The organism is Pseudomonas sp. A-RE-19, assembly GCF_019956555.1.
GTDB lineage: Bacteria > Pseudomonadota > Gammaproteobacteria > Pseudomonadales > Pseudomonadaceae > Aquipseudomonas.
This window is the reverse complement of the sequence record NZ_JAHBDQ010000066.1, coordinates 21,121-43,649: the sequence shown is the minus strand read 5'-3', so window position 1 is coordinate 43,649 and position 22,529 is coordinate 21,121. Positions and strand designations below refer to the sequence as shown.

23 protein-coding genes are annotated in these 22,529 nt (G+C 59.8%); 8 read left to right on the top strand and 15 right to left on the bottom strand.

The window, feature by feature from the left end; all coding sequences use genetic code 11:
• Nucleotides 1-27: 27 nt before the first annotated feature.
• Nucleotides 28-1,212: a C17 cyclopropane fatty acid synthase CfaB gene (cfaB, locus tag KGB14_RS24585; protein WP_223489325.1), complete on the top strand. Its 1,185-nt coding sequence runs from the start codon at nt 28-30 to the stop codon at nt 1,210-1,212.
• On the opposite strand, the gene cls is transcribed toward cfaB, so the two are convergent.
• Nucleotides 1,209-2,648 (bottom strand): cardiolipin synthase, encoded by a 1,440-nt coding sequence (gene cls / locus KGB14_RS24580; RefSeq protein WP_223489323.1) that lies wholly within the window; start codon nt 2,646-2,648, stop codon nt 1,209-1,211. The two genes, cfaB and cls, sit on opposite strands and share 4 nt — an antisense overlap.
• A gap of 131 nt (nt 2,649-2,779) precedes the next feature.
• Here cls and KGB14_RS24575 point away from each other — a divergent pair, with 131 nt between their 5' ends.
• Entirely contained in the window at nt 2,780-3,301 is a 522-nt protein-coding gene (locus tag KGB14_RS24575) for a DUF3617 domain-containing protein (RefSeq protein WP_223489321.1), read from the top strand.
• A gap of 77 nt (nt 3,302-3,378) precedes the next feature.
• Here the strand turns inward: KGB14_RS24575 and KGB14_RS24570 are convergent, their stop codons facing one another.
• From KGB14_RS24570 to folE2, 7 genes are read right to left on the bottom strand one after another with little or no spacing between them, the layout of a single operon-like run.
• Nucleotides 3,379-4,281: a His/Gly/Thr/Pro-type tRNA ligase C-terminal domain-containing protein gene (locus KGB14_RS24570; protein ID WP_223489319.1), complete on the bottom strand. Its 903-nt coding sequence runs from the start codon at nt 4,279-4,281 to the stop codon at nt 3,379-3,381.
• Nucleotides 4,282-4,314: 33 nt separating this feature from the next.
• The gene (locus KGB14_RS24565; RefSeq protein WP_223489310.1) at nt 4,315-5,652 is read right to left on the bottom strand and encodes a dihydroorotase; all 1,338 of its coding nucleotides are present in this window, start codon (nt 5,650-5,652) and stop codon (nt 4,315-4,317) included.
• Nucleotides 5,653-5,654: 2 nt separating this feature from the next.
• Nucleotides 5,655-6,215: a DapH/DapD/GlmU-related protein gene (locus tag KGB14_RS24560; RefSeq protein WP_095632813.1), complete on the bottom strand. Its 561-nt coding sequence runs from the start codon at nt 6,213-6,215 to the stop codon at nt 5,655-5,657.
• Complete coding sequence (locus tag KGB14_RS24555) at nt 6,212-7,087, bottom strand: metal ABC transporter substrate-binding protein (protein ID WP_223489299.1); 876 nt, start codon at nt 7,085-7,087, stop codon at nt 6,212-6,214. The genes KGB14_RS24560 and KGB14_RS24555 overlap by 4 nt, the downstream gene beginning before the upstream one ends.
• Nucleotides 7,088-7,098: 11 nt before the next feature.
• On the bottom strand, nt 7,099-7,965 hold the full coding sequence (locus tag KGB14_RS24550; RefSeq protein ID WP_223489297.1) for a metal ABC transporter permease: 867 nt from the start codon (nt 7,963-7,965) through the stop codon (nt 7,099-7,101).
• Nucleotides 7,965-8,633, bottom strand: a complete 669-nt coding sequence (locus KGB14_RS24545) for a metal ABC transporter ATP-binding protein (RefSeq protein WP_223489295.1) — start codon at nt 8,631-8,633, stop codon at nt 7,965-7,967. Before KGB14_RS24545 ends, KGB14_RS24550 begins: the two co-directional genes overlap by 1 nt.
• The gene (folE2, locus tag KGB14_RS24540) at nt 8,630-9,526 is read right to left on the bottom strand and encodes a GTP cyclohydrolase FolE2 (RefSeq protein ID WP_223489727.1); all 897 of its coding nucleotides are present in this window, start codon (nt 9,524-9,526) and stop codon (nt 8,630-8,632) included. Before folE2 ends, KGB14_RS24545 begins: the two co-directional genes overlap by 4 nt.
• Before the next feature lie 85 nt (nt 9,527-9,611).
• Between folE2 and KGB14_RS24535 the strand changes: the two genes are divergently transcribed.
• Nucleotides 9,612-10,820, top strand: coding sequence for an N-acetylmuramoyl-L-alanine amidase (locus KGB14_RS24535; protein WP_223489284.1), 1,209 nt, complete (start codon nt 9,612-9,614; stop codon nt 10,818-10,820).
• Here the strand turns inward: KGB14_RS24535 and KGB14_RS24530 are convergent.
• Nucleotides 10,817-11,194: a glutamine synthetase gene (locus tag KGB14_RS24530; RefSeq protein WP_223489282.1), complete on the bottom strand. Its 378-nt coding sequence runs from the start codon at nt 11,192-11,194 to the stop codon at nt 10,817-10,819. The two genes, KGB14_RS24535 and KGB14_RS24530, sit on opposite strands and share 4 nt — an antisense overlap.
• Before the next feature lie 129 nt (nt 11,195-11,323).
• Between KGB14_RS24530 and dksA the strand changes: the two genes are divergently transcribed.
• Together dksA and zigA are read left to right on the top strand one after the other, a co-directional pair.
• Nucleotides 11,324-11,728 carry an RNA polymerase-binding protein DksA gene (gene dksA / locus KGB14_RS24525; RefSeq protein ID WP_223489280.1) on the top strand — a complete coding sequence of 135 codons (405 nt, stop codon included), beginning with the start codon at nt 11,324-11,326 and terminating at the stop codon, nt 11,726-11,728.
• Between the two features lie 28 nt (nt 11,729-11,756).
• Entirely contained in the window at nt 11,757-12,965 is a 1,209-nt protein-coding gene (zigA, locus tag KGB14_RS24520) for a zinc metallochaperone GTPase ZigA (protein WP_223489270.1), read from the top strand.
• A gap of 31 nt (nt 12,966-12,996) precedes the next feature.
• Here the strand turns inward: zigA and KGB14_RS24515 are convergent, their stop codons facing one another.
• The gene (locus KGB14_RS24515; protein ID WP_223489259.1) at nt 12,997-13,353 is read right to left on the bottom strand and encodes an NADH:ubiquinone oxidoreductase; all 357 of its coding nucleotides are present in this window, start codon (nt 13,351-13,353) and stop codon (nt 12,997-12,999) included.
• A 27-nt stretch (nt 13,354-13,380) separates the two neighbouring features.
• Between KGB14_RS24515 and KGB14_RS24510 the strand changes: the two genes are divergently transcribed.
• Nucleotides 13,381-14,346, top strand: coding sequence for a CobW family GTP-binding protein (locus tag KGB14_RS24510; RefSeq protein ID WP_223489257.1), 966 nt, complete (start codon nt 13,381-13,383; stop codon nt 14,344-14,346).
• Between the two features lie 51 nt (nt 14,347-14,397).
• On the opposite strand, the gene KGB14_RS24505 is transcribed toward KGB14_RS24510, so the two are convergent.
• Complete coding sequence (locus KGB14_RS24505) at nt 14,398-14,811, bottom strand: DUF3301 domain-containing protein (protein WP_223489255.1); 414 nt, start codon at nt 14,809-14,811, stop codon at nt 14,398-14,400.
• 120 nt (nt 14,812-14,931) lie between these two features.
• Between KGB14_RS24505 and pdxY the strand changes: the two genes are divergently transcribed.
• Nucleotides 14,932-15,804 carry a pyridoxal kinase PdxY gene (gene pdxY, locus KGB14_RS24500; protein WP_223489253.1) on the top strand — a complete coding sequence of 291 codons (873 nt, stop codon included), beginning with the start codon at nt 14,932-14,934 and terminating at the stop codon, nt 15,802-15,804.
• A 115-nt stretch (nt 15,805-15,919) separates the two neighbouring features.
• Here the strand turns inward: pdxY and KGB14_RS24495 are convergent, their stop codons facing one another.
• Nucleotides 15,920-16,402: an acyl-CoA thioesterase gene (locus KGB14_RS24495; protein ID WP_007934430.1), complete on the bottom strand. Its 483-nt coding sequence runs from the start codon at nt 16,400-16,402 to the stop codon at nt 15,920-15,922.
• 202 nt (nt 16,403-16,604) lie between these two features.
• Here KGB14_RS24495 and KGB14_RS24490 point away from each other — a divergent pair, with 202 nt between their 5' ends.
• Nucleotides 16,605-18,368, top strand: coding sequence for a cation:proton antiporter (locus KGB14_RS24490; RefSeq protein ID WP_223489251.1), 1,764 nt, complete (start codon nt 16,605-16,607; stop codon nt 18,366-18,368).
• A gap of 22 nt (nt 18,369-18,390) precedes the next feature.
• Here KGB14_RS24490 and KGB14_RS24485 read toward each other — a convergent pair whose 3' ends face one another.
• From KGB14_RS24485 to uvrD, 3 genes are all read right to left on the bottom strand, one after another.
• On the bottom strand, nt 18,391-18,798 hold the full coding sequence (locus KGB14_RS24485) for an SMI1/KNR4 family protein (RefSeq protein WP_008073570.1): 408 nt from the start codon (nt 18,796-18,798) through the stop codon (nt 18,391-18,393).
• 136 nt (nt 18,799-18,934) lie between these two features.
• Complete coding sequence (locus KGB14_RS24480; protein ID WP_223489249.1) at nt 18,935-19,804, bottom strand: Tim44 domain-containing protein; 870 nt, start codon at nt 19,802-19,804, stop codon at nt 18,935-18,937.
• Between the two features lie 293 nt (nt 19,805-20,097).
• On the bottom strand, nt 20,098-22,281 hold the full coding sequence (uvrD, locus tag KGB14_RS24475) for a DNA helicase II (protein ID WP_223489247.1): 2,184 nt from the start codon (nt 22,279-22,281) through the stop codon (nt 20,098-20,100).
• Nucleotides 22,282-22,529: the final 248 nt, after the last annotated feature.

The window sequence follows — 22,529 nt, the reverse complement described above, 5'->3', positions numbered from 1 at the left end:
TTGACGTCTGAACAAGGGGGACTTTTCATGCTCGCGCAACTTCCACCGGCCTTACAGAATCTGCAATTACCGCTTCGCTTGCGACTGTGGGACGGCCATGAGTTCAATCTGGGGCCGACGCCCAGCGTCACCATTGTGGTCAAGGACCCACACATGGTTACCCAATTCACCCATCCAAGCCTCGACGCGCTGGGGGCGGCGTTTGTCGAAGGCAGGCTGGAGCTGGAAGGCTCCATCAGCGACGTGATTCGTGTCTGCGATGAATGGAGTCAGGCGCTGATCAACGAGGACGAAGATGAACAACCGGTGCGCTCGGTTCACGACAAGGAAACCGACGCCAAGGCCATCTCCTACCACTACGACCTCTCCAACGCGTTTTACCAACTGTGGCTCGACAGCGACATGGCGTATTCCTGTGCCTACTTCGAGACCGGCAGTGAAACCCTCGAGCAAGCCCAACAGGCCAAGTTTCGCCACTTGTGTCGCAAGCTACGGTTACAGCCAGGCGAATATCTGCTGGATGTCGGTTGCGGCTGGGGCGGATTGGCGCGGTATGCGGCTCGGGAGTTCGGCGTGAAGGTGTTCGGGATCACGCTCAGTAAGGAGCAATTGGCACTGGCCCGCGAACGGGTGAAAGCCGAAGGCCTGGAGGATCAGGTCGAGCTGCAACTGCTCGATTACCGCGATCTGCCTCAGGATGGGCGTTTCGACAAGGTGGTCAGCGTCGGCATGTTCGAACACGTTGGCCACGCCAATCTGGCCGAGTACTGCAAAACCTTGTTCGGCGCGGTGAAAGAGGGTGGCCTGGTGATGAACCACGGGATCACCGCCAAACACATCGACGGTCGTCCGGTCGGGCGCGGTGCCGGTGAGTTCATCGAGAAGTACGTGTTCCCCAACGGCGAGCTGCCGCATCTGTCGATGATCTCGGCCGAGATCAGCGACGCGGGGCTGGAGATCGTCGATGTCGAGAGTCTGCGCCTGCATTACGCGCGAACCCTGGACCACTGGAGCGAACGCCTGGAAGACAATCTGGAAGCCGCCGGCAAACTGGTGCCGGATCAGGCTCTACGGATCTGGCGGCTGTACCTGGCGGGGTGCGCCTATGCCTTCGCCAGAGGCTGGATCAACCTGCATCAAATCCTTGCGGTGAAGACCCATCCCGATGGCAGCCATGAACTGCCCTGGACCCGCGACGATATTTACAATTAGAGAATCGGTGAAATCAGCCGGGCGATCCGCATGCCGACCTGTTGCAGGCGGCGGGTCTCCCGGCCTTCTTCTTTGGCGATTTCATGAGCCTGGGCAAAGTCATCGTTAAGCATCTGTTCCACTTGCGCGGCAAACGCGCTGTCGACCGTCAGCAACATCACTTCGAAATTCAGCCGGAACGAACGGTTGTCCATATTGGCGCTGCCAATGGCGCTGATTTCGCTGTCGATCAGCACTACTTTCTGATGCATGAACCCGGGTTGATAACGGAACAAGCGCACTCCGGCGCGTACCGCTTCAAAGGCATAAAGGCTGGAAGCGGCATAGACGATCCGGTGATCCGGTCGCGACGGCAGCAGAATCCGCACATCCACACCGCGCAGCACCGCCAGTCGCAACGCGGCGAATACCGCTTCGTCGGGGATGAAGTAAGGGCTGGTGATCCACACCCGTTCCGCCGCCGCATGGATGGCTTCAACGAAGAACAGCGAACAGGTTTCATAGGCGTCTGCCGGGCCGCTAGCCAGCAATTGGCAGAGCACGCCGTCGTCCGGATATGCATCCGGCAGGATCAACGGCGGTAGCGAACGGGCTGCCCAGAACCAGTCTTCGGCGAAGGACTCCTGCATGCTGGCCACCACCGGTCCACGTACTTGCACGTGAGTGTCGCGCCATGGCGCCAGGGGCGGTTTCTCGCCCATGTATTCGTCGCCGACGTTGAGCCCGCCGACAAATCCGACAATCCCGTCGACCACCACGATTTTTCGGTGGTTGCGGAAATTGACCTGAAAGCGGTTGAGCCAGCCGCTGCGGGTGGCGAAGGCTTTGACCTCGATGCCGGCATCACGCAACGGTTGCACATAGCCGTGGGGCAGGGAGTGGCTGCCGATGCGGTCGTAGAGCAGGTAAATGGCCACGCCCTCGGCCGCTTTCTTCATCAGCAGGGTTTGCAGGCGTTGGCCGAGACGATCGTCGTGGATAATGAAAAACTGGATCAGCACCGCTTCGCGGGCCTGGCTGATGGCTTCGAAAATCGCCTCGAAGGTGGCCTGGCCATCGATCAACAAGCGCACTTCGTTATTCGCCAGACACGGCATGCGCCCTAACTTCGGCATGGCCCTCAGGGACGCGTAAGCGCTGGAAGCGCGAGCGGCCAGCGCCTCTTCTACCCAAGGGCGCCAGTTCAACTCGGAGATTGCCTTGCGCATTTCCTCGTTGGCTTGCCGCCGGGCCTTGATGTAGCCATCGAAGGTGCTGCGACCGAAGACCAGATAGGGGACGAGCGTGAGATAAGGAATGAACAGCAGAGACAGCGCCCAGGCGATCGAGCCCTGAGCGGTCCGAACGGTCAATACGGCATGAATGGCGGCGAACAAGCCCAGCGTGTGCAGCAGAGCGATCAGATAACCGAAAACATGCGGTCCAAAATAATCCATGGGGCAGCCTTGCTCCTGAAGATTCAATGCTTAAAAGACCATGTTCCGTGCAGAATGTCGCTATTTAATTGGCCCATGAACCGAAGCCCCTGGCTGACGTCTAACGGCCACTAATGATCAGGAGTTACTCGATGAACGTTCGTCTGCTGGGTTTGGCCATGGCGTTTGGTTTGGCACTTCCTGGGGCCGCTCAGGCACAGATGCTGCAACCGGGTTTGTGGGAATTGACCTCAAGCAACATGAAGGTCGATGAACAGAACCTGCCCGATCTGCAGCTGATTCTCGGCCAGATACAGAGTCAGATGACCCCTGAACAGCGCGCGCAGCTGGAGAAGCAGGGCATCACCATGGGTGGCAAAGGGATTCGGGCGTGCCTGACGCCTGAGCAGGTGAAGAGCGACAACATTCCACTGACGGATCCGCAATCGGGCTGCAAGCAGCAAATCACCGAACGTACCGGCAACCAGTGGAAATTCCGTTTCAGCTGTCCGAAAGCCCAGGGCACCGGAGTCGCCACTTTTATGAGTGATCGTGAGTTCACCACCAAGGTCAACGGCACCTTCAACGCCACCGGGATTCAGCAGAAGGGTAGCCTGGATACCCGCGCTGTGTGGCTGGGACAGGATTGCGGGACCGTTAAGCCACGGGCCTAAAGCATCGCGAGCAGGCTCGCTCCCACAAGGTCATACGCGATCCCTGTGGGAGCGAGCCTGCTCGCGAAGGCATTCGCTCAGACGCCTCCAGTCTTCGGTGGACCCAACAATTCACACACCGCCTCAATCCCTTTCTCCCCGAAATCCTCTCCACTGCCGCTGCGCATGCTGACAAATCCGCCGTGCTTTTCCTTCTCTCCCACCACCAACAGATACGGCACTTTCTGGCTGTGCTGGCGAATTTTGTGGCTGATTTTCTCGTGACGCAGGTCCGAGTTGGCGCGCAGTCCGCGGCGGCGTAGCGCTTCGGTCACCGAGTGCGCATAACCGGTCTGACGTTCATCGATGTTCACGACCATCACCTGTGGCGGCGCTCGCCAAGTGTCCAGCTCCTGTTGGCTGGACCAGCATGTGCCGTAGATCCGTTGCTGCAATGCGCCGCTGATGTGATCCAGAGCGAAGGCCTGCAACAGCTTGGTAGTGGGAACATGCGGGCCTGCAGCAAAGCTTTCAAAATCCCCCAGGCGATACAGCGATAACCGTTCGGTTGACGTCATCTGGGGAGCTGTTTCCCGGCGGATCGAGTGGTTGGTCGCCGCCAGTGCACGCATGCGCGCTTCAATCAGGGGCAGCTCGGCCAGGGTTAAAGAGCGCTGGAAAGCAAACTCATAAAAGAAGCCATCACCCAGCGACGATCCTGCCCCCAACTGCACATTCGGATGGAGTTGCTTGACGGCCATCGCCAGCATCAGCGCGCAGGAACGACGAAGGATCTCCAGCCCGTCGGGTTCCTGGGGTGTGACGATGCTCACCCGGGCATCGCCCTTGATCAGGAACCCACAGTCCACCAACACGCCGTCGACCCGACCGGCCACCGCCGCGTTAGCCAACCCGAGACTGATACTTGCAGCCACTTCATACACAGACAGCGGCTGATCGTACTCACGCAATGAACCATCGGGCAGGGTTATATGGATCATGATCGGTATTCTCAAAGGCTTTCTAAACGTGCGTTAGCGCATGAACCGCAGGGGTAAACCCTGGCAGTTCTCATTTAGACGTTTGTCATGCCAGGCAATTTGCCCCGACACGACCGTGGTGCTGACACTGTGGCGAAAGCGGTGCCGGGCGAAGGGCGTCCAGCCGCATCGCGAGAGGATCGGTTGCCGGGAAACGGCAACCCCAGCGGGCTCGGCTTTGATCAATGCCAGGTCGGCCCAATAGCCTTCGCGCAGGTAGCCGCGGTCGGGGATGGCAAACAGATCGGCGACCCGGTGACTGGTCTTGGCCACGAGGGTGGTGATCGGCAATATCTCATCGCACACCAGCTCCAGCAACGCGGGCAGGGCGTGTTGCACCAACGGCAAACCGGACGGCGCCTGATGGTAGGGCCGCTGCTTTTCGGCCCAGGTATGAGGCGCGTGATCACTGCCGATCACATCCAGTCGATTGCTCAACAGCGCTTTGCGCAAGGCGTCGCGGTCGGCCTGGGTCTTGATCGCCGGGTTGCACTTGATCAGGTTGCCAAGGCTCGGGTAGTCGCGATCGTCGAACAGCAAGTGATGCAGACAGACCTCGGCGGTGATGCGCTTCTGTGCCAGCGGCTGGTCTTCAAACAGTGCCAGCTCACGGGCAGTGGTCAAGTGTAAAACGTGCAGTCGGGTGCCGTGTCGCTTGGCCAGATCAACGGCCATTGAGGAGGAGCGAAAGCACGCTTCGGCGTTGCGGATCAGCGGGTGAGCAGCGGGCGGAAGGTGCTCGCCGAACAGCTCTCGCAGGTTCGCGGCATTGGCTTCGATGCTGGGTGTGTGTTCACAGTGGGCCAAAAGAAGGGTCGGCACCTCGGCGAATAGCCGTTCGAGAATCCGTGGATCGTCCACCAGCATGTTGCCGGTGGAGGCGCCCATGAACACTTTGACGCCGGCCACCTCGCAAGGATTGAGCGCGGCGACGGTGTCGAGATTGTCGTTGCTCACGCCGAAATGAAAACCGTAATTGGCCACTGAACGGGTCGCTGCTCGACGTTTCTTGTCGGCCAGCGCGGCGAGGGTCAGGGTGGCCGGGGAGGTGTTGGGCATGTCCATGAAACTGGTGATACCGCCGGCCACTGCCGCACGGGATTCGGTGTGAAAGCTGCCTTTGTCCGGTGCTCCTGGATCGCGGAAATGTACCTGGTCATCAATCATGCCCGGCAGCAGCCATTGACCGTTGGCGTCGATTTCCACGGTGGCCGTTTCGCCTTCGATGCTGCTGGCGATCTTGACGATGCGACCGTGGCTCACCAGCAGATCGCCGTCGAATTCACGACCTTCATTGACCAACCGGGCGTTGCGAATCAGCACGCTGCTCATGGTCAGAACTCGTTTTGCAGGGCTTTATAGCCCCGCACCAAATCGACGTTGGTGCGCGCCACGTCTTCGGAAAACTCCGAGGCGCTGACACTTACCGGTGGGAACTGCGACAGGTCGGTATTGGGACCGATGCGCGTGGTGGAGGGCACATAGAAGTCCTCAGGCAGGTCACGACCGTCGACCACCGAGTTGTGCCGCACCACGCAACCGTCGCCCACGGCGCAGTTGAACAGCACGCTGTTGAACCCGATGAACACACGGTTACCAACGGTGCAGGGGCCATGCACGATGGAGCGGTGGGCGATGGAGCTGAACTCGCCGATGGTCACCGCCGCACCGGACTTGGAGTGAATCACCACGCCGTCCTGAATGTTCGAATTGGCTCCGATGGTGATCGCTTCCATCTCACCGGAATCATCCACTTCATCGGCGCGAATCACCGCGTACGGACCGACGAACACGTTCTCGCCAATCACCACTTTGCCGCAGATGATGGCGGTTTTATCCACGTACGCCGACTCTGCAATCGACGGCAGATCGCCCGAAGGATTCTTGCGGATCATGGCTTGCTCAACGCGTCGTACAAAGTGTTGAGGTTGTATTCGAACAACCCGGCGAACGTGCTGGCCGGGCCGGTCTCCGCGAGGGCATCGGAGTACAGTGTGCCGCCGATATGCGCGCCGCTTTCATCGGCGATTTGCTTGAGCAGGCGTGCGTCCTTGATGTTTTCCATGAACACCGCTTTGACCTTGGCCTGGCGGATCTGAGTGATCAGCGCAGCGACTTCGGCGGCCGACGGTTCGCGATCGGTGGACAGTCCTTGAGGTGCCATGAAGTCGATGCCGTAAGCCTGACCGAGATAACCGAAGGCGTCATGAGAGGTCACGATTTTGCGATTACCCGGCGGCAGCGAACCGAGCTTGGCTTTGGCCTCGGCGAGCAAGGCGTAGATCTTTTTCAGGTAGGCCTGGCTGTTGTGTTCGTAGTCGGCTTTGTTCGCAGGGTCGGCGGCGATCAGCGCTTTGGTGATGTTGCTGATGTACAGCTCGGTGTTCGCCAGATTGTGCCAGGCGTGCGGGTCCGGGATGGTTTCGCCGTCTTCATCCAGCGAGCGTGGAATGACACCGTGGCTGGCGCTGATGACCGGTGCTTTGGTCTCGGTGCTGGTCACCAGACGGTCCAGCCACGGCTCGAAACCTAGCCCGTTCTTGATAATCAGTCTGGCTTTGAGCAGTGCCTTTGCATCGTCTGGAGTGGGCTCGTAGGTATGGGCGTCGGCATCCGGCCCAACCATGTTGGTGATCTGAATGTGATCGCCGCCGACCTGATGGGTCATGTCGGCGAGGATGCTGAAGCTGGTGACTACCTGGAGTTTTTCCGCGGCAGACAACGACATCGACAGCATCAAACTGAACAGCACGAGTAAAGCGCGCATCGGGCAACACCTCATTGGGATGTGAGCAAAGGCGGGCGGCGCAGCAAACCGTGCACCGGACCGAACACCACGGACAGCAGATACAAACCGCCAGCCACCAGCACGATCGCCGGACCGCTGGGCAGCGAGTAGTAGAACGACAGCAACAAGCCGAACCAGACCGAGAGGCAGCCGAGCAGTGCGGCGATGGCGATCAGTACGGGCAAGCGGCGACTCCAGAAGCGAGAAGCGGCGGCCGGCAACATCATCAAGCCGACCACCATCAGGGCGCCGATGGCCTGGAAACCGATCACCAGGTTCAGCACCACCAGCGTCAGAAACACTCCGTGAGCCAGTGGCCCGAGGCGGCTGACGGTTTGCAGAAAGAGCGGGTCGAGGGTGTCCAGCAACAGGGGTTTGTAGATGAGGGCCATGGCGATCAGGCTGAAGCCCGAGACCCAAAGCATGCCGGTCAACGTCGGACCATCGACCGCCAGCGCCGAGCCAAACAACAGGTGCAACAGGTCCAGACGCTTACCGGCGATGCCGAGGATCAGCACGCCGCTGGCCAGCGATATCGGGTAGATCGCGGCCAGGCTCGCGTCTTCCCGCAGGCCGGTGCGACGGGTGATCCAGGCGGCCAGTCCGGCCATGCTCAGGCCGGCACCGAGGCCGCCGATGGTCAGCGCTGGCAAGCTCAAACCGGCGAGCCAGAAACCCAATGCGGCACCGGGCAAGATGCCGTGAGCCACCGCGTCACCAATCAGGCTCATGCGCCGCAGGATCAGAAACACCCCAAGTGGAGCGGTGCTGCACGCCAGAACAAGACCACCGAGCAACGCCCGGCGCATGAACACGAATTCGTGGAAGGGTTGCCAAAGCTGAGCGGCAGCGATCATCAAGCCACCTGCGTCTGGGGTTGTTGGCGAATCAGATCGGTACTGGGGCCGAGGACGCAGCCGCTGCTTTTGATCAGTAGCGCTTGTGGGATGTGTTGGCGCACGGCGGCCAGGTCATGACACACGACTACAAGCGTTCGGCCTTCGGCATGCCAGCCGTGGATGTGTTTCCAGAGCAACGCCTGGCCGAGCTCGTCGAGCGCGGCGTGGGGTTCGTCGAGCAGCAACAAGGGGGCTTCGGCGAGACTCAGCCGGGCGAGCAGGGCACGCTGCAATTCGCCACCGGAGAGGGCCATCAATGGGCGATGTTCCAGGCCTGTCAGACACCAGTCTTCCAGCGCGGACTTGAGGCGCTGGCTGCGAATCTCCGGCACTTGTTTGCAGCCCCAGAAACCGGCAGCCACCAACTCTTGCAGACTGATGGGGAATTGCCGGTCCAGGTGTTGTTGCTGAGGCAGAAACGAAAGGCCGCCTTGGCGTGGCACATCAATGATGACTTTTCCGGTGAGTGGCTTTTGCAGCCCGGCGATGACTTTCAGCAGGCTGCTTTTACCCGAGCCGTTGGCACCGATGACGGCGGTCAGGCTGCCTTTGGGTAATTCGAAATCCACCGGTGGAGTGAGCGGTTGTCCGGGTGCACCCCAGCGCAAGCCTTGGCATCGGATCATACGGCCTCCCAGTTCCAACGGCTTTCGGCGACAGCATCGTGGGCGTGAAGACTTTCGGCGTGGACGACTCGCACGTGAAAGGCGTTGATGCCTGGGGAGCGTTTCAGGGCCAGGTGCAAGCGGCGGGCGGCGTCTTCACAGAACATCAGGTTCTGACCATTGGCGAGGGCGAAAGCTTGTTCGTCGGCGCGTTTCACGGCGGTTTGCACGGCAGTGCCGAGGGCTGCTTCCGCGTCGTTGATCGCGGCGATCAGCGGCAGATCATCCAGATAGTCGTCCAGACGCAGCTGCAATTTCGCATTACTGCGTTGGCTATGCGGCGTGGCAACGATGCCTTTCGTGGAGCCGAGCCAAGCCAGAACGTCGGCGTGTTGCAATGACCGATTGGCGAAGTCATCAACGAATTGTTGCTGAATCAACTGCCGCGAAAGTGCCGCTGAGCACGGGCAGGTTGAGGAATAAGGAACGTCGATTTTTAGTTCCACGTGGAACATCGCGTTTTTCAAACTGGCTTCGATGCTCACCGGATAAGTTTTCCAACCCGCTAGCGGACTGATGAGCGCGGGTCTTTTGAGCAATAGTTCGGTGTGAATTTTCAGGTAAGCGTTGCGGGAAAGTCCTTCATGGCTCTCGAGAAAATTCTGCAAGACTCGCCGCAACAAAGCGGGTGAAAGGTGTTCCTGCTCAAGCATTTCCAGCGCCAGATACAGCCGCGACATATGGATGCCGCGCGCCTCTCCATCGTCAAGGCTAACGCCGGCGTCGGCCTTAGCGCTCAGTCGCTGGCCATCGAATAAAACAGGAAGAGCAATGCCGCACATGCCCACCCAATCGAGTGGCAGGGCTTGGCGTGAGGCCTGCACGGCGATATCCGGCAGAGTCAGCGCATTCATGAGCAGGTCCATCGTGGGAGTTGATTTGGCATGTTATATTATAACAATCAAATCGACGATGCCTTTTTCATGAACGGGCTTTCACATGCACAGACGTCACTTGCTCAACCTGATTCTGGCCAGCGCGGCCTTGGCTTTACCCTTTGGTGCGTCGGCCACGCAAATTCGCAATGCACGGCTGTGGCGTTCCGATGACAAGTTGCGACTGGTGTTCGACCTGAGCGGGCCGGTGCAGTACAAGACGTTTTCCCTGAGTGCTCCAGAGCGGTTGATCATCGATCTGAGTGGCGCCAATCTCAGTGGCGACTTCAGTCAGTTGGCACTCGGCAACACGGTGATTCGCTCAATCCGTTCCGGGCATTTCGGTCAGGGCGATACGCGGATCGTCCTCGACCTCCGCGGCCCGGTGCAGCTCAACAGCTTCCTGCTGCCGCCACAGGATGGACAGGGGCACCGATTGGTGCTCGATCTGAAGACCGCTGCACCGCTACAGATCGCGGCGGCGCCGTCGGAAAAACCTGAACCCGTCACCGACAAGGCTCACCCCAAGCGCGACATCGTGGTGGTGGTCGACCCTGGTCACGGCGGTAAAGATCCGGGCGCGGTCGGCGCCAAAGGTGAGCGGGAAAAAGACGTGGTGCTATCGATCGCCCAATTACTGGCCAAGCGACTGAAGCGCGAGAAGGGCTTCGACGTGAAACTGGTGCGCAACGACGATTTCTTCGTCCCGCTGCGCAAGCGCGTGGAGATTGCCCGCAAGCACAAGGCCGACATGTTCATCTCGGTCCATGCGGACGCGGCGCCGCGTCTTACCGCTTCAGGCGCGTCGGTGTACTGCCTGTCCGAAGGCGGCGCGACCTCGGCCACGGCGCGCTTCATGGCGCAACGGGAGAACGGTGCGGACCTGTTGGGCGCCACCAGCCTGCTCAATCTCAAGGACAAGGACCCGATGCTTGCCGGGGTGATTCTCGACATGTCGATGAACGCCACCATCGCCGCCAGTTTGCAACTGGGCAGCACGGTGCTCGGCAGCCTGGCGGGCATCACCACGCTGCATCAGAAGCGTGTCGAGCAGGCAGGATTCGCCGTGTTGAAGTCGCCGGATGTGCCGTCGATATTGGTCGAAACCGGCTTCATCTCGAACGCCCGCGACAGCCAGCGACTGGTGACCGCCCGCCATCAGCAAGCCGTGGCGGATGGTTTGTTCGAAGGTTTGCAGCGCTATTTTCAGAAGAACCCACCCATGAACAGCTACATCGCCTGGCAGCAGGAACAGAAAAAAGCGCAGGCCTAGCAGCCGGTCATTCGGCTACACGTGAACTTGCCGCTGCTGCCGCCGGAACTGGAAAACCGATTGATGGTTGTCCAGCCAACCCGGCGGTTGTAGCCGACCCAGGCTTCGCCATCGGACGCGATGCCAGTGAAGAACGTCAGCTGCCCGTAGCGGCTGTTGGTTTGCGCCCAATAGCGTTTACCGGTCACTTCGAAGCCGCGCAGATAGATCGTGCTACCGACGGTGTTAACGCCGTAGGCATTGCCGTCGGCATCCACGCAGGCCAGCAGATTGGCGCTGCGAGTGCAGTTGGCCAGGTTCGGGACTTGTCCCCGGGCATCGACCGCGATCAGCAACGAAAGGCTCAGCAGTGAGAGTTTCAGGGCGTTTCCCATGGCATTTCTCAAGGGGGGGCGGACGGGCTAAAGCATCGTGCCCTTTTTCGCAGCGAGCAAGAGGGGAGTGGCTTATCTGTGTTGTTATACTATAACATTAAAATACACCCGCTCTGATGATCCACCACCATGACTGAACAAGAACTCCTCGCTCAACCTGCCGCCGACTACATGAACGACGCCCAGCAAGGCTTCTTTCGCGAGCTGTTGCTGGCTCAGCGCAGCGAGCTGCAGGAGCGTATCAGCGGCGAGTTCGACGCGTTGCGCGAGCAGGAACCCCACAGCGATCCCGCCGATATCGGCAGCGCCGAAGAACAGCGCCAGTGGCAATTGCGCCTGCTGGAACGGGAAAAGAAGCTTCTGGACAAGATCGACGAAGCCCTCGAACACCTGGCCCGCGGCGAGTACGGCTGGTGTCACGAAACCGGTGAGCCGATCGGTCTCAAGCGCCTGCTGCTGCGGCCCACCGCCACTCTGTGTATTGAAGCCAAAGAACGTGAAGAGCTACGCGAACGCCATCAACGGGCGATTTGACCGGCCACATCCTGATGAGGAATACCTGATGCCCAATCGTCTCCCCGTGACCGTCCTGTCGGGCTTTCTCGGCGCCGGAAAAAGTACACTTCTTAATTACGTACTACGTAATCGCGATAATTTGCGGGTCGCGGTGATCGTCAATGACATGAGTGAGATCAACATTGATGGCAGCGAAGTTCAACGCGATGTCAGCCTGAACCGTGCCGAAGAAAAACTCGTGGAAATGAGTAACGGCTGCATTTGCTGCACCTTGCGCGAAGACCTGCTCGAAGAAGTCAGCAAACTCGCCAAGGACGGTCGTTTCGATTATTTGTTGATCGAGTCCACGGGCATTTCCGAGCCGCTACCCGTGGCGGAAACCTTCACATTTCGCGATGAAGAAGGGCAGAGCCTGGCGGACATCGCGCGGCTCGACACCATGGTCACCGTGGTCGACGGCATGAACTTTCTGCTCGACTATCAGGCCGCCGAAAGCCTTGCTTCCCGGGGCGAAACGCTGGGGGAGGAGGACGAACGCTCAATCACCGACCTGTTGATCGAGCAGATCGAATTCGCCGATGTAATTCTGATCAGCAAGATCGATTTGATCAGCAGTCGCGAGCGTCAGGAGTTGATCGCGATCCTCGAACGGCTCAATTCCCAGGCTGAAATCATTCCGATGGTCATGGGCGAAGTACCGCTCATGAAGATCCTCAACACCGGGCGCTTCGACTTCGAAAAGGCCGCTCAGGCGCCGGGATGGTTGCAGGAGTTGCGCGGTGAACACGTGCCGGAAACCGAGGAATACGGTATCGCCTCCACCGCTTATCGGGCGCGGAGACCGTTTCATCCGCAGCGCTTCTTCAGCTTTATCGACCGTCCGTGGGTGAACGGCAAATTGCTGCGTTCCAAGGGGTATTTCTGGTTGGCCAGCAAACACAGGGACGCAGGCAGTTGGTCCCAGGCCGGCGGCTTGATGCGCCATGGTTTTGCCGGGCGCTGGTGGCGTTTCGTGCCGAAAGACCAGTGGCCGCAAGACGAAGAAAGTACCGCCGGGATCATGGAAAACTGGACGACGGCCACCGGTGATTGCCGCCAGGAGCTGGTGTTCATCGGCCAGAACATCGACTTCGCGCAACTCACTGTCGAACTCGATAACTGCCTGCTGACGGATGCTGAAATGGCCTTGGGTGTCGAGGGCTGGCAGTTACTGCCCGATCCGTTTGGTCCTTGGCATGAAGAGGCGACCGCCTGATGATGGCGTCCTTGAAGGTTGAGCCAAGCGCTCAAGGTTTGAGCCAGGTTCCCTGGCTCTGGGCTTCGCAAAACGGCTTCAAATACGCCGCATCGGTGGCCACGCCGTAATAGTGAATATCCTGCCGGTAAGGCATATTGGCGACTTGAGCGTTGCTGCACACCCCGAACGCGCCGGTGGGGCATTGGTCGACGTATTGCACCTCGACTTTCTGCCCGGGCAGATTCGGTTGGCAGAATCCGTCGGCAAACAGTTTTTCCGGGATGTTGCGGTTTTGCTGGCAAACCTTCACGTCGAGCCGCTCAGCCGTACTGTGCACCACGCAGGCCTGGGCCAACGCTTCGCCCGATATGAGCGCCAGAAGCAACGACCATCCCATCAACCGCATCCTTTACCTCCTCAGAAAACCTCGACCATGTTGCAGAACATTCCCACCCACGTCATTGCCGGCCCGCTGGGTGCCGGCAAGACCAGCCTGATCAAGCACCTGCTAGCGCAACGGCCGGCCGGTGAGCGCTGGGCGGTGCTGATCAACGAGTTCGGCCAGATCGGTCTGGACGCCGCACTGTTGACCCAGGACGCCGATGGTATCGCACTGGGGGAAGTGGCCGGGGGCTGTTTGTGTTGCGTCAATGGTGCACCGTTTCAGATCGGCCTCGGGCGGTTGCTGCGCAAGGCAGGACCGGATCGACTGTTCATCGAGCCCTCCGGGCTGGGACATCCGGCGCAGTTGCTGCGGCAATTGAGTGAGGTGCCGTGGCAAGGCGTCCTGGCTGTTCAGCCTTGCGTGCTGGTGCTGGACGCCCAGGCGCTCGCGACTGGCAAACCGCTGCCTGCGGCGCAACAGCAAGCCTTGGACAGTGCCGGGTTGCTGTTGTTGAACAAGGCAGAACACCTCAATGAGGGTGATCGCCAGCGAATCTCCGAGCAGTTGCCGGCGCGTCCTTTGTACTGGACGCAGCAAGCTGTCTTGCCATTGAGCGAGTTACCGGGGCTGGGGGCTCAGGCGGTTGCGGGTGTGGATAACTTTATTGTGCCCAAGGGATTGGCGCAGATGCCGGCCATCTGGACTGACCCTACGCTACCGATTTGTTTGAGCCAGGCGCAGGAGGGGGGCTGGAGTGTTGGTTGGCGTTGGCATCCGAGTCAGACATTCGATGCCGTACTGATCGGAAAGTGGCTTGAGCGCCTTGAATGGCGGCGGGCGAAGTTGGTTATCCACAGCGTCGAGGGTTGGGTGTTGGCGAATGCGCTGGATAACTCGTTACTGGACTGGCAGCCCAGCGAGTGGCGACAGGATTCGCGCATTGAGCTGATTTTCAGTGAGCCGCAGGTTGTTGAAGTGCTGCAAAGAGATCTGGTCGCCTGCCGGTTGGGTTGAAGATCAAAAGATCGCAGCCTGCGGCAGCTCCTACAGGTGCGATCTTTTGATTTATGGACGCCACTTGGTGTGTTCTTGCCGCCACTGGCTCAGTTCAATCACCTCGGCTCTGGGCTTCGCGACATCGACCACCGGCGGTGTGTCGTCGAACGGCATCGGGTAGGGCGCGAGCTCGATCTGTGCGCTATGGGCGCCGAACTGGGTAATGGTGCCGGTGTGGCGGGTTTCGCCGGTCACGGTGAATTCGAAGTTATACACACGGGCCAGGCGCCGACGACCGGTAGCATCTTTAATGAGCGCCATCTTCTTCAAGGCCACGTTGCCGTCCAGCAGTTCGATCTGGAGTTTGGCGCAATGCTGTTTGACCCGCTCCAGGGCGCGTTCGCGCAAGCCGTGGTTGTGCCACAGCCACGCGCCACCGGTGGCGAGCAGCATCAGCACAAAGATATTTCCGAGGGTCAGCATCAACAGGGTGCTCCAACTAGATAGCGTCAGCTTAACTGCGTCTCTGGTCTGTCGTACAGACTGCGTTTCGTCGCATACTGCGCGGCTCGAATTTCAATCGTTTTACGGAAAACCCACCGCATGAAACGTACGCCCCATCTGCTCGCCATTCAGTCCCACGTGGTGTTCGGCCACGCTGGCAACAGCGCCGCGGTTTTCCCGATGCAGCGGGTCGGGGTGAACGTCTGGCCGCTCAATACCGTGCAGTTCTCCAACCACACGCAATATGGCCAGTGGGCCGGGGAAGTGCTGCCCCCGCATCAGATACCAGAATTGGTGGAAGGAATCGCGGCGATTGGCGAGCTGGGCAATTGCGATGCCGTGTTGTCCGGCTACCTCGGCAGCGCGGCGCAGGGCCGGGCGATTCTCGCAGGCGTGGAACGAATCAAATCGATCAACCCTGCAGCTTTATACCTCTGCGACCCGGTGATGGGCCATCCGGAGAAGGGTTGCAGCGTACCGGCGGAGGTTAGCGATTTTCTGCTGGAAGAGGCCGCAGCGGTGGCCGACTTCATGTGCCCGAACCAGTTGGAGCTGAACAGCTTCTCGGGGCGCAGGGCGCTGTCTTTGTTCGATTGCCTGGCGATGGCTCGCGCGCTGTTGGCGCGCGGTCCGAAGGCGGTGCTGGTCAAGCATCTGGACTATCCCGGCAAACCGGCGGACGGCTTCGAAATGTTGCTGGTGACCGCTGAAGGCAGTTGGCACCTGCGCCGGCCGCTACTGGCGTTCCCGCGTCAGCCGGTGGGCGTTGGCGATCTGACATCCGGGCTGTTTCTGGCGCGCGTGTTGCTGGGTGATAGCCTGGTGGCTGCATTGGAGTTCACCGCGGCGGCGGTGCATGAGGTGCTGCTGGAAACCCAGGCCTGCGCCAGCTATGAGCTGGAATTGGTGCGGGCGCAGGACCGGATCGCCCATCCCCGGGTGCGGTTCGAGGCGACAGCGATCAGCCTTTAAAAACTTCGCGGGCAAGCCTCGCTCCTACAGGTTCGGGTTGATCACACCACATGTGTACGATCCGAACCCGTAGGCGCGAGGCTTGCCCGCGAAAGCGATCTAAAGCCCGAACACCTCAGGCGTCGCCCTTGATTTCCTGATAGCGCTTTTCCAGTTCCTGACGAATCTGCCGACGCTGCTGGGCCTGCATATACCGACGCTTGTCTTCACTGTTCTGCGGTTGCAGCGGCGGGACCGAGGCCGGTTTGCGCTGGTCATCTACCGCGACCATGGTGAAGAAGCAGCTGTTGGTGTGACGCACCGAGCGTTCGCGGATGTTCTCGGTCACGACTTTGATGCCCACTTCCATCGAGGTGTTGCCGGTGTAGTTGACCGAGGCCAAAAAGGTGACCAGTTCGCCGACGTGAATCGGCTCGCGGAAAATCACCTGATCCACCGACAGGGTCACCACATAGCGGCCGGCATAGCGGCTGGCGCAAGCGTAGGCCACTTCATCGAGGTATTTGAGCAGGGTGCCGCCGTGAACATTGCCAGAGAAGTTGGCCATGTCGGGGGTCATCAATACCGTCATCGACAGCTGGGCGTTTCCGGGTTCCATAACGTACTCACGGGTTCAAGGCAGGATTTCGGGGTTGCACCTCTGCGGGTGCCTGATCGATTTTTTCAACCAACCGTTATCGGGACGCCGGGCGGGGGGCCTCCGTCACGCCCGAATCGATCTGTTTCCATATATTGCACCGTCTTCCCGTCGGAAGTCGCGATGTTACCCTTCAAAAGCCCACCCGAAGGAGCCACACGCCATGCATGCCATCAGCTTCATTCAGGATCTGGCAGTGATCATGTTGATCGCGGGTGTGGTGACCGTGCTCTTTCATCGTCTCAAACAACCGGTGGTGCTCGGTTACATCGTCGCCGGCTTTATCATCGGCCCGCACACGCCGCCGTTCGGCCTGATCCACGACGAAGCAACCATCAAGACCCTCGCCGAGCTCGGGGTGATTTTCCTGATGTTCTGCCTGGGCCTGGAGTTCAGCCTGCGCAAGCTGTTCAAGGTCGGCGCCACGGCATTCATCGCAGCGTTCCTGGAAATAGTCCTGATGATCTGGATCGGCTACGAAATCGGCCGCCGGTTCGACTGGAATACCATGGACTCGCTGTTCCTCGGCGCGATCCTGGCGATTTCCTCGACCACCATCATCGTCAAGGCGCTCAACGACCTGAAGATGAAAAACGAGCGTTTTGCGCAGCTGATCTTCGGCGTGCTGATCGTCGAAGACATCCTCGGCATCGGCATCATCGCATTGCTGTCGAGCATCGCGGTCAGCGGCACGGTCAGCTCTGGCGAAGTGTTTTCCACGGTCGGCAAGCTCTCGCTGTTCATGATTGTCGCGCTGGTCATCGGCATCCTACTGGTGCCGCGACTGCTTGCCTATGTGGCCAAATTTGAAAGCAACGAGATGTTGCTGATCACTGTGCTGGGCCTGTGTTTCGGCTTCTGCCTGCTGGTGGTCAAGCTTGAATACAGCATGGTACTCGGCGCGTTCCTGATCGGCGCGATCATGGCCGAATCGCGACAACTGCTGAAGATCGAGCAGTTGATCGAGCCGGTTCGCGACTTGTTCAGTGCCATCTTCTTCGTCGCCATCGGCCTGATGCTCGACCCGATGATCCTGTTGCAATACGCCTGGCCAATCGCAGTGATCACCGTGGCCGTGGTGCTGGGCAAGATGCTGTCCTGCGGCCTCGGCGCCTTTATCGCCGGCAATGACGGACGCACCTCACTGCGAGTGGGGATGGGGCTTTCACAGATCGGCGAATTCTCTTTCATCATCGCGGCGCTGGGCATGACGCTGCAGGTCACCAGCCATTTTCTCTATCCGGTGGCGGTGGCCGTCTCGGTGATCACCACGCTGCTGACGCCGTATCTGATCCGCGCGGCCGATCCTTTGTCGATCAAGCTTGCCGCGGTGATGCCGCAGCGTCTGGGCCGTGTATTGGGGATGGATGGCGAATGGCTGCGCAGCATCCAGCCGCAGGGCGAGGGCGCACTGTTGGCGTCGATGATTCGGCGGATTCTGTTGCAGGTAGGGGTCAATCTGGCGTTGGTGATTGCGATCTTTTTCTCAGGCGCGTTCTTCGCCGAGCGTATGTCCGTTTACCTGCAGGACTGGATCAGCGACCCGAGCTGGCAGAAAGCGTTGATCTGGGGCGGGGCGTTGCTGTTGTCACTGCCGTTCCTGATCGCCGCCTATCGCAAGCTCAAGGCGCTGTCGATGCTGCTGGCAGAGATGGGCGTGAAGCCGGAAATGGCCGGCCGGCACACACAGCGAGTACGTCGGGTGATCGCCGAAGTGATCCCGATCCTCTCGTTGTTGGTGATTTTCCTGCTGCTGGCGGCCTTGTCGGCCAGTATTCTGCCGACCAACAAGTTGCTGGGGCTGATCGTCATCGTCGCGGCCGCCGTAGTGGCGCTGCTCTGGCGCTGGTTCATCCGCGTGCATACGCGGATGCAGGTGGCGTTGCTGGAAACGCTGGACAACCATAACGATTCGTCCGGGCATTGACCGCGTGGTGCTTCAGGGCGGATCAGCTTTCCAGCCAGACGTCCCGCGCCCAGTGCCATACCGATTCCCAGGTTTCTTCGGCGAGCAGCTCTTCTTCGGCCAGCCACAGCACCACGGTGCCGTCTTCTTCGACCAGGTAGTAATTGTCACCGTCTTGGCAGATCGGAATCATGCTGCGATCGACGCCAGCATCCCAGGCGTTGGCGGCGACGTCCGGCAGGTAGGTGTGGGACTGCGGATCGGTGACGGTCACCGGCTCCAGGCTGCCGTAGACCACGTCGCTGACGGTCAGCAAAAATTCTCTGAAGACGAACGGGATGTCGATGAACAGTTGCTCTTCGATTTCCACAATCTGATCTTCGTCTGGCAATTCCAAGGGGACCGGTACCGGTTCGTTGGCTTCACGCAGTTGTTCGATGATTTCTTCCACGTCCGGGATCCTCTTGCTTGATGGCGCGGTTTAGTTGGGGCGGTTTATACAGTAGCTCGCTATAGATGCAACCGCGAAATAGAAAACCCCGGCTGAGGCCGGGGTTTTATTACAACAGTTGAAACGCGGGAAGTGATCAGCCGTTCTGGCGGATACCGGCCACCAGCCAAGGCTGGTTTTCGCCCTGTGGACGTTCCATGTTCCAGCTTTCGCTGAACACTTCGCCCTGGTCGAAACGCGAGGTCTTCGACACGCCGCTGAAGGTCAGGGTGGCGATGGTCTTGTCCGCACGGTCATCAACGCCGTCCAGTTGGACCTGGAGGTTATCGATGTAGGTCGACTGGAAGCCGTCGCCCAGATCGGCACGTTCGCGCTTGAGGAACTCCAGCAGCTGCGGGGTCACGAACTCGGCAATCTTGTCCATTTCGTTGGCGTCCCAGTGCTGCTGCAGGGACTGGAAGTGGTTGCGGGCTGCTTCGATGAAGCGCTCTTCGTTGAACCAGGCTGGCGCATTGATCACTGGGCGCGCGGCAGCAGGTGCAGCCGAACCGCCAAAGATCGAACCCATGGCTGGTTTCTGCTCGAACACTTCACGTTGCATCGGCGCGCCAGCCGGAGCCATGTGCTCCTGCTGCTTGCGACGACGAGCGGCGATGAAGCGGAAGATCAGGAAGGCAATGACCGCCATGATCAGGATGTCGAAGATCTGCATGCCCTGGAAGCCGCCGCCCATGAACATGGAGGCCAGCAGGCCACCGGCCGCGATACCGGCCAGAGGGCCGAGCCAGCGCGAAGCACCGCCGGCTTTGGCGGCAGTGCCAGCGGCACCGGCCGCGCCCGCAGTGGCAGCAGCGCCGCCTGCAGTAGAAGAAGGAGCCATTTGGCTGGTCTGGTGAGTCGGCGCAGCGCCGGAGCTCTTGCCGCCACCAAAGCGCTTGGCGTTGGCGTCCAGGCTCATCGTCAGGCCGATGCACAACGCCATGGCGATGCTAAGAAAACGTTTCATAAAGGGAATTCCCATTTGTGGATGGCACGCGCGCCATGTTGCACAGCTGAAGTGTTACTGGCTAGCGGCAGAGTGTTTCGGGCTTTTGCCTGACAGGTTATGTTCAGCTTCAGTCAGCGCAATAAGGCCTGGTAACTTTGGTCTGTAGGACGAGTGGATGAGTTCTGTAGGAGTCAGGGTATCAACCTGTGGGAGCGGGCTTGCTCGCGAAGGCAGCACCTCGGTGTATCAGAGGCACCGCATCATCGTTCTTCGCGAGCAAGCCCGCTCCCACAAAAAACTCTCGGTTGCCTTTAGATCGCTTCCAGCTTGGCGTAACCCAGCATCAACCACTTGCTGCCGTCGCTGAAGTTCACCTGCACCCGCGCCTGAGCGCCGGCGCCTTCGAAATTCAGGATCACTCCATCGCCGAACACCGAGTGCCGCACGGTCTGGCCAAGGCTGAACCCGGTGTCCGGGATCTCGCTGCCGCCGAACAGGCTGCTGGAACTCTGCTGCTGGCCGCCGCCGAACGGACGGCTGACGCTGTTGGACAGCCGCACTTCCTGGATCAGGCCTTTCGGCACTTCACGTACGAAACGCGACACCTTGTTGTAGGTCTCGCTGCCATACAGGCGTCGGGTTTCTGCATAAGTCAGCACCAGATTCTGCATCGCCCGGGTGATACCGACGTAGGCCAGGCGGCGTTCCTCTTCAAGACGACCGGGTTCTTCCAGGCTCATCTTGTGCGGAAACAGGCCTTCTTCCATGCCCACCAGGAACACGTAAGGGAATTCCAGCCCCTTGGCACTGTGCAGCGTCATCAACTGAATGCTGTCTTCGTGCTCGTCGGCCTGGGTATCCCCGGCCTCCAGCGAGGCGTGACCGAGGAACGCCGACAGTGGCGATTGCTCCTCATCCTCTTCCGGGTTTTCGAAGTTGCGCGCGGCGCTGACCAGTTCCTCAAGGTTTTCTACCCGAGCCTGGCCTTTCTCGCCTTTTTCCGCCTGGTGGTAGGCAATCAGCCCCGACTGCTCGATCACGGTTTGGGTCATCAGGTGCAGCGGCATTTCCATGCACTTGGCGGCGAGGTTCTCGATCAGCTCCATAAATGCCCCAAGGGCACCGGCAGCGCGACCGGTCAGGCCCTTGTTGGCCACCAGCTGACGCATGGCTTCCCACATTGATACGTCGCTGTGGCGCGCATGATCGCGGATGGCTTCGACGGTTTTTTCGCCAATGCCGCGGGCCGGAACGTTAATCACCCGCTCCAGAGCCGCATCGTTGCCACGGCCTTCCAGCAAACGCAGGTACGCCATGGCATTCTTGATTTCTGCCCGTTCGAAGAAGCGCTGGCCGCCATAAATGCGGTACGGAATGCGTTCACGAAGCAAGGCTTCTTCCAAAACGCGCGATTGGGCGTTGGAGCGGTACAAAATCGCGATATCGCTGCGAGCCAGGCCGGTTTTCAGCGCGCTTTCGATGGTTTCCACCACGTAGCGTGCTTCGTCGTGTTCGTTGAAGGCAGCGTACAGATTGATCGCTTCGCCTTCACCGCCATCGGTCCACAACTCTTTGCCCATGCGCCCGGTATTGTTGGCGATCAGGGCGTTGGCGGCTTTGAGGATTCCGGCTGTGGAGCGGTAGTTTTGCTCCAGACGAATGATCTCGGCATCCGGGAAATCGTCGGAATACTGATAAATGTTTTCGATTTTCGCGCCACGCCAGCCATAGATCGACTGATCGTCGTCGCCAACCACCATCAAGCTGTCGCCGCCCTTGGCCAGCAGACGCAACCAGGCGTACTGCACGGCGTTGGTGTCCTGGAACTCATCCACCAGAATGTGTCGGAAGCGCTTCTGATAATGGGCGAGCAGACCCGGGTGATCGCGCCACAGGTCGAGGGCGCGCAGCAGCAGTTCGGAGAAGTCGATCACGCCGGCGCGCAGGCACGCAGCCTCGTAGGCTTCATAAATGTTGCGCATGGTCGCCAGGAACAGATCGCCGCTGGCTTGAATGTGTTGCGGCCGCAGACCTTCGTCTTTTTGTCCGTTGATGAACCATTGGGCCTGACGGGCCGGCCAGCGTTGCTCGTCCAGGCCCAGCTCGCGGATCACCCGCTTGACCAGCCGTTGCTGGTCGTCGCTGTCGAGAATCTGGAAGGTCTGGCTCAGGCCGGCTTCCTGCCAGTGCGCCCGCAGCAAGCGGTGCGCCAGGCCGTGGAAGGTGCCGACCCACATGCCGGCCGGGTTGATACCCATCAGCTGCTCGATGCGGTGACGCATCTCGGCAGCGGCCTTGTTGGTGAAGGTCACCGACAAAATGGAGTGGGGCGAGGCGTTCTCGACCTGGATCAACCAGGCGATACGGTGCACCAGCACTCGGGTTTTACCGGAGCCAGCACCGGCCAGGACCAACTGACGACCCACGGAGGCAGCTACGGCCTGGCGTTGGGCATCGTTGAGGGAGTTCAGCAGAAGGGAGAGATCATCGCGCATCGGGGCATTCTAGGGTGCGCCGTCACACCGGGCAAACCGAGCTTTGCATTAGCCGATGAAAGAAGCACCGATGACGACCGGTCGGTCAGTGGCTGCAAGCGTTGGCGGGGCTCGTCTGGCTGCTTTTGTACCGGGGCGGGCGGCTCAAACTTTCGTCTATTTTATGACCTTGGGCTGTTTGGTCCGGGCATTTGCTTGTGTATGCTCCGTCCACGATTCGGGCTCGCATGCTCACTATAAGAACAAGA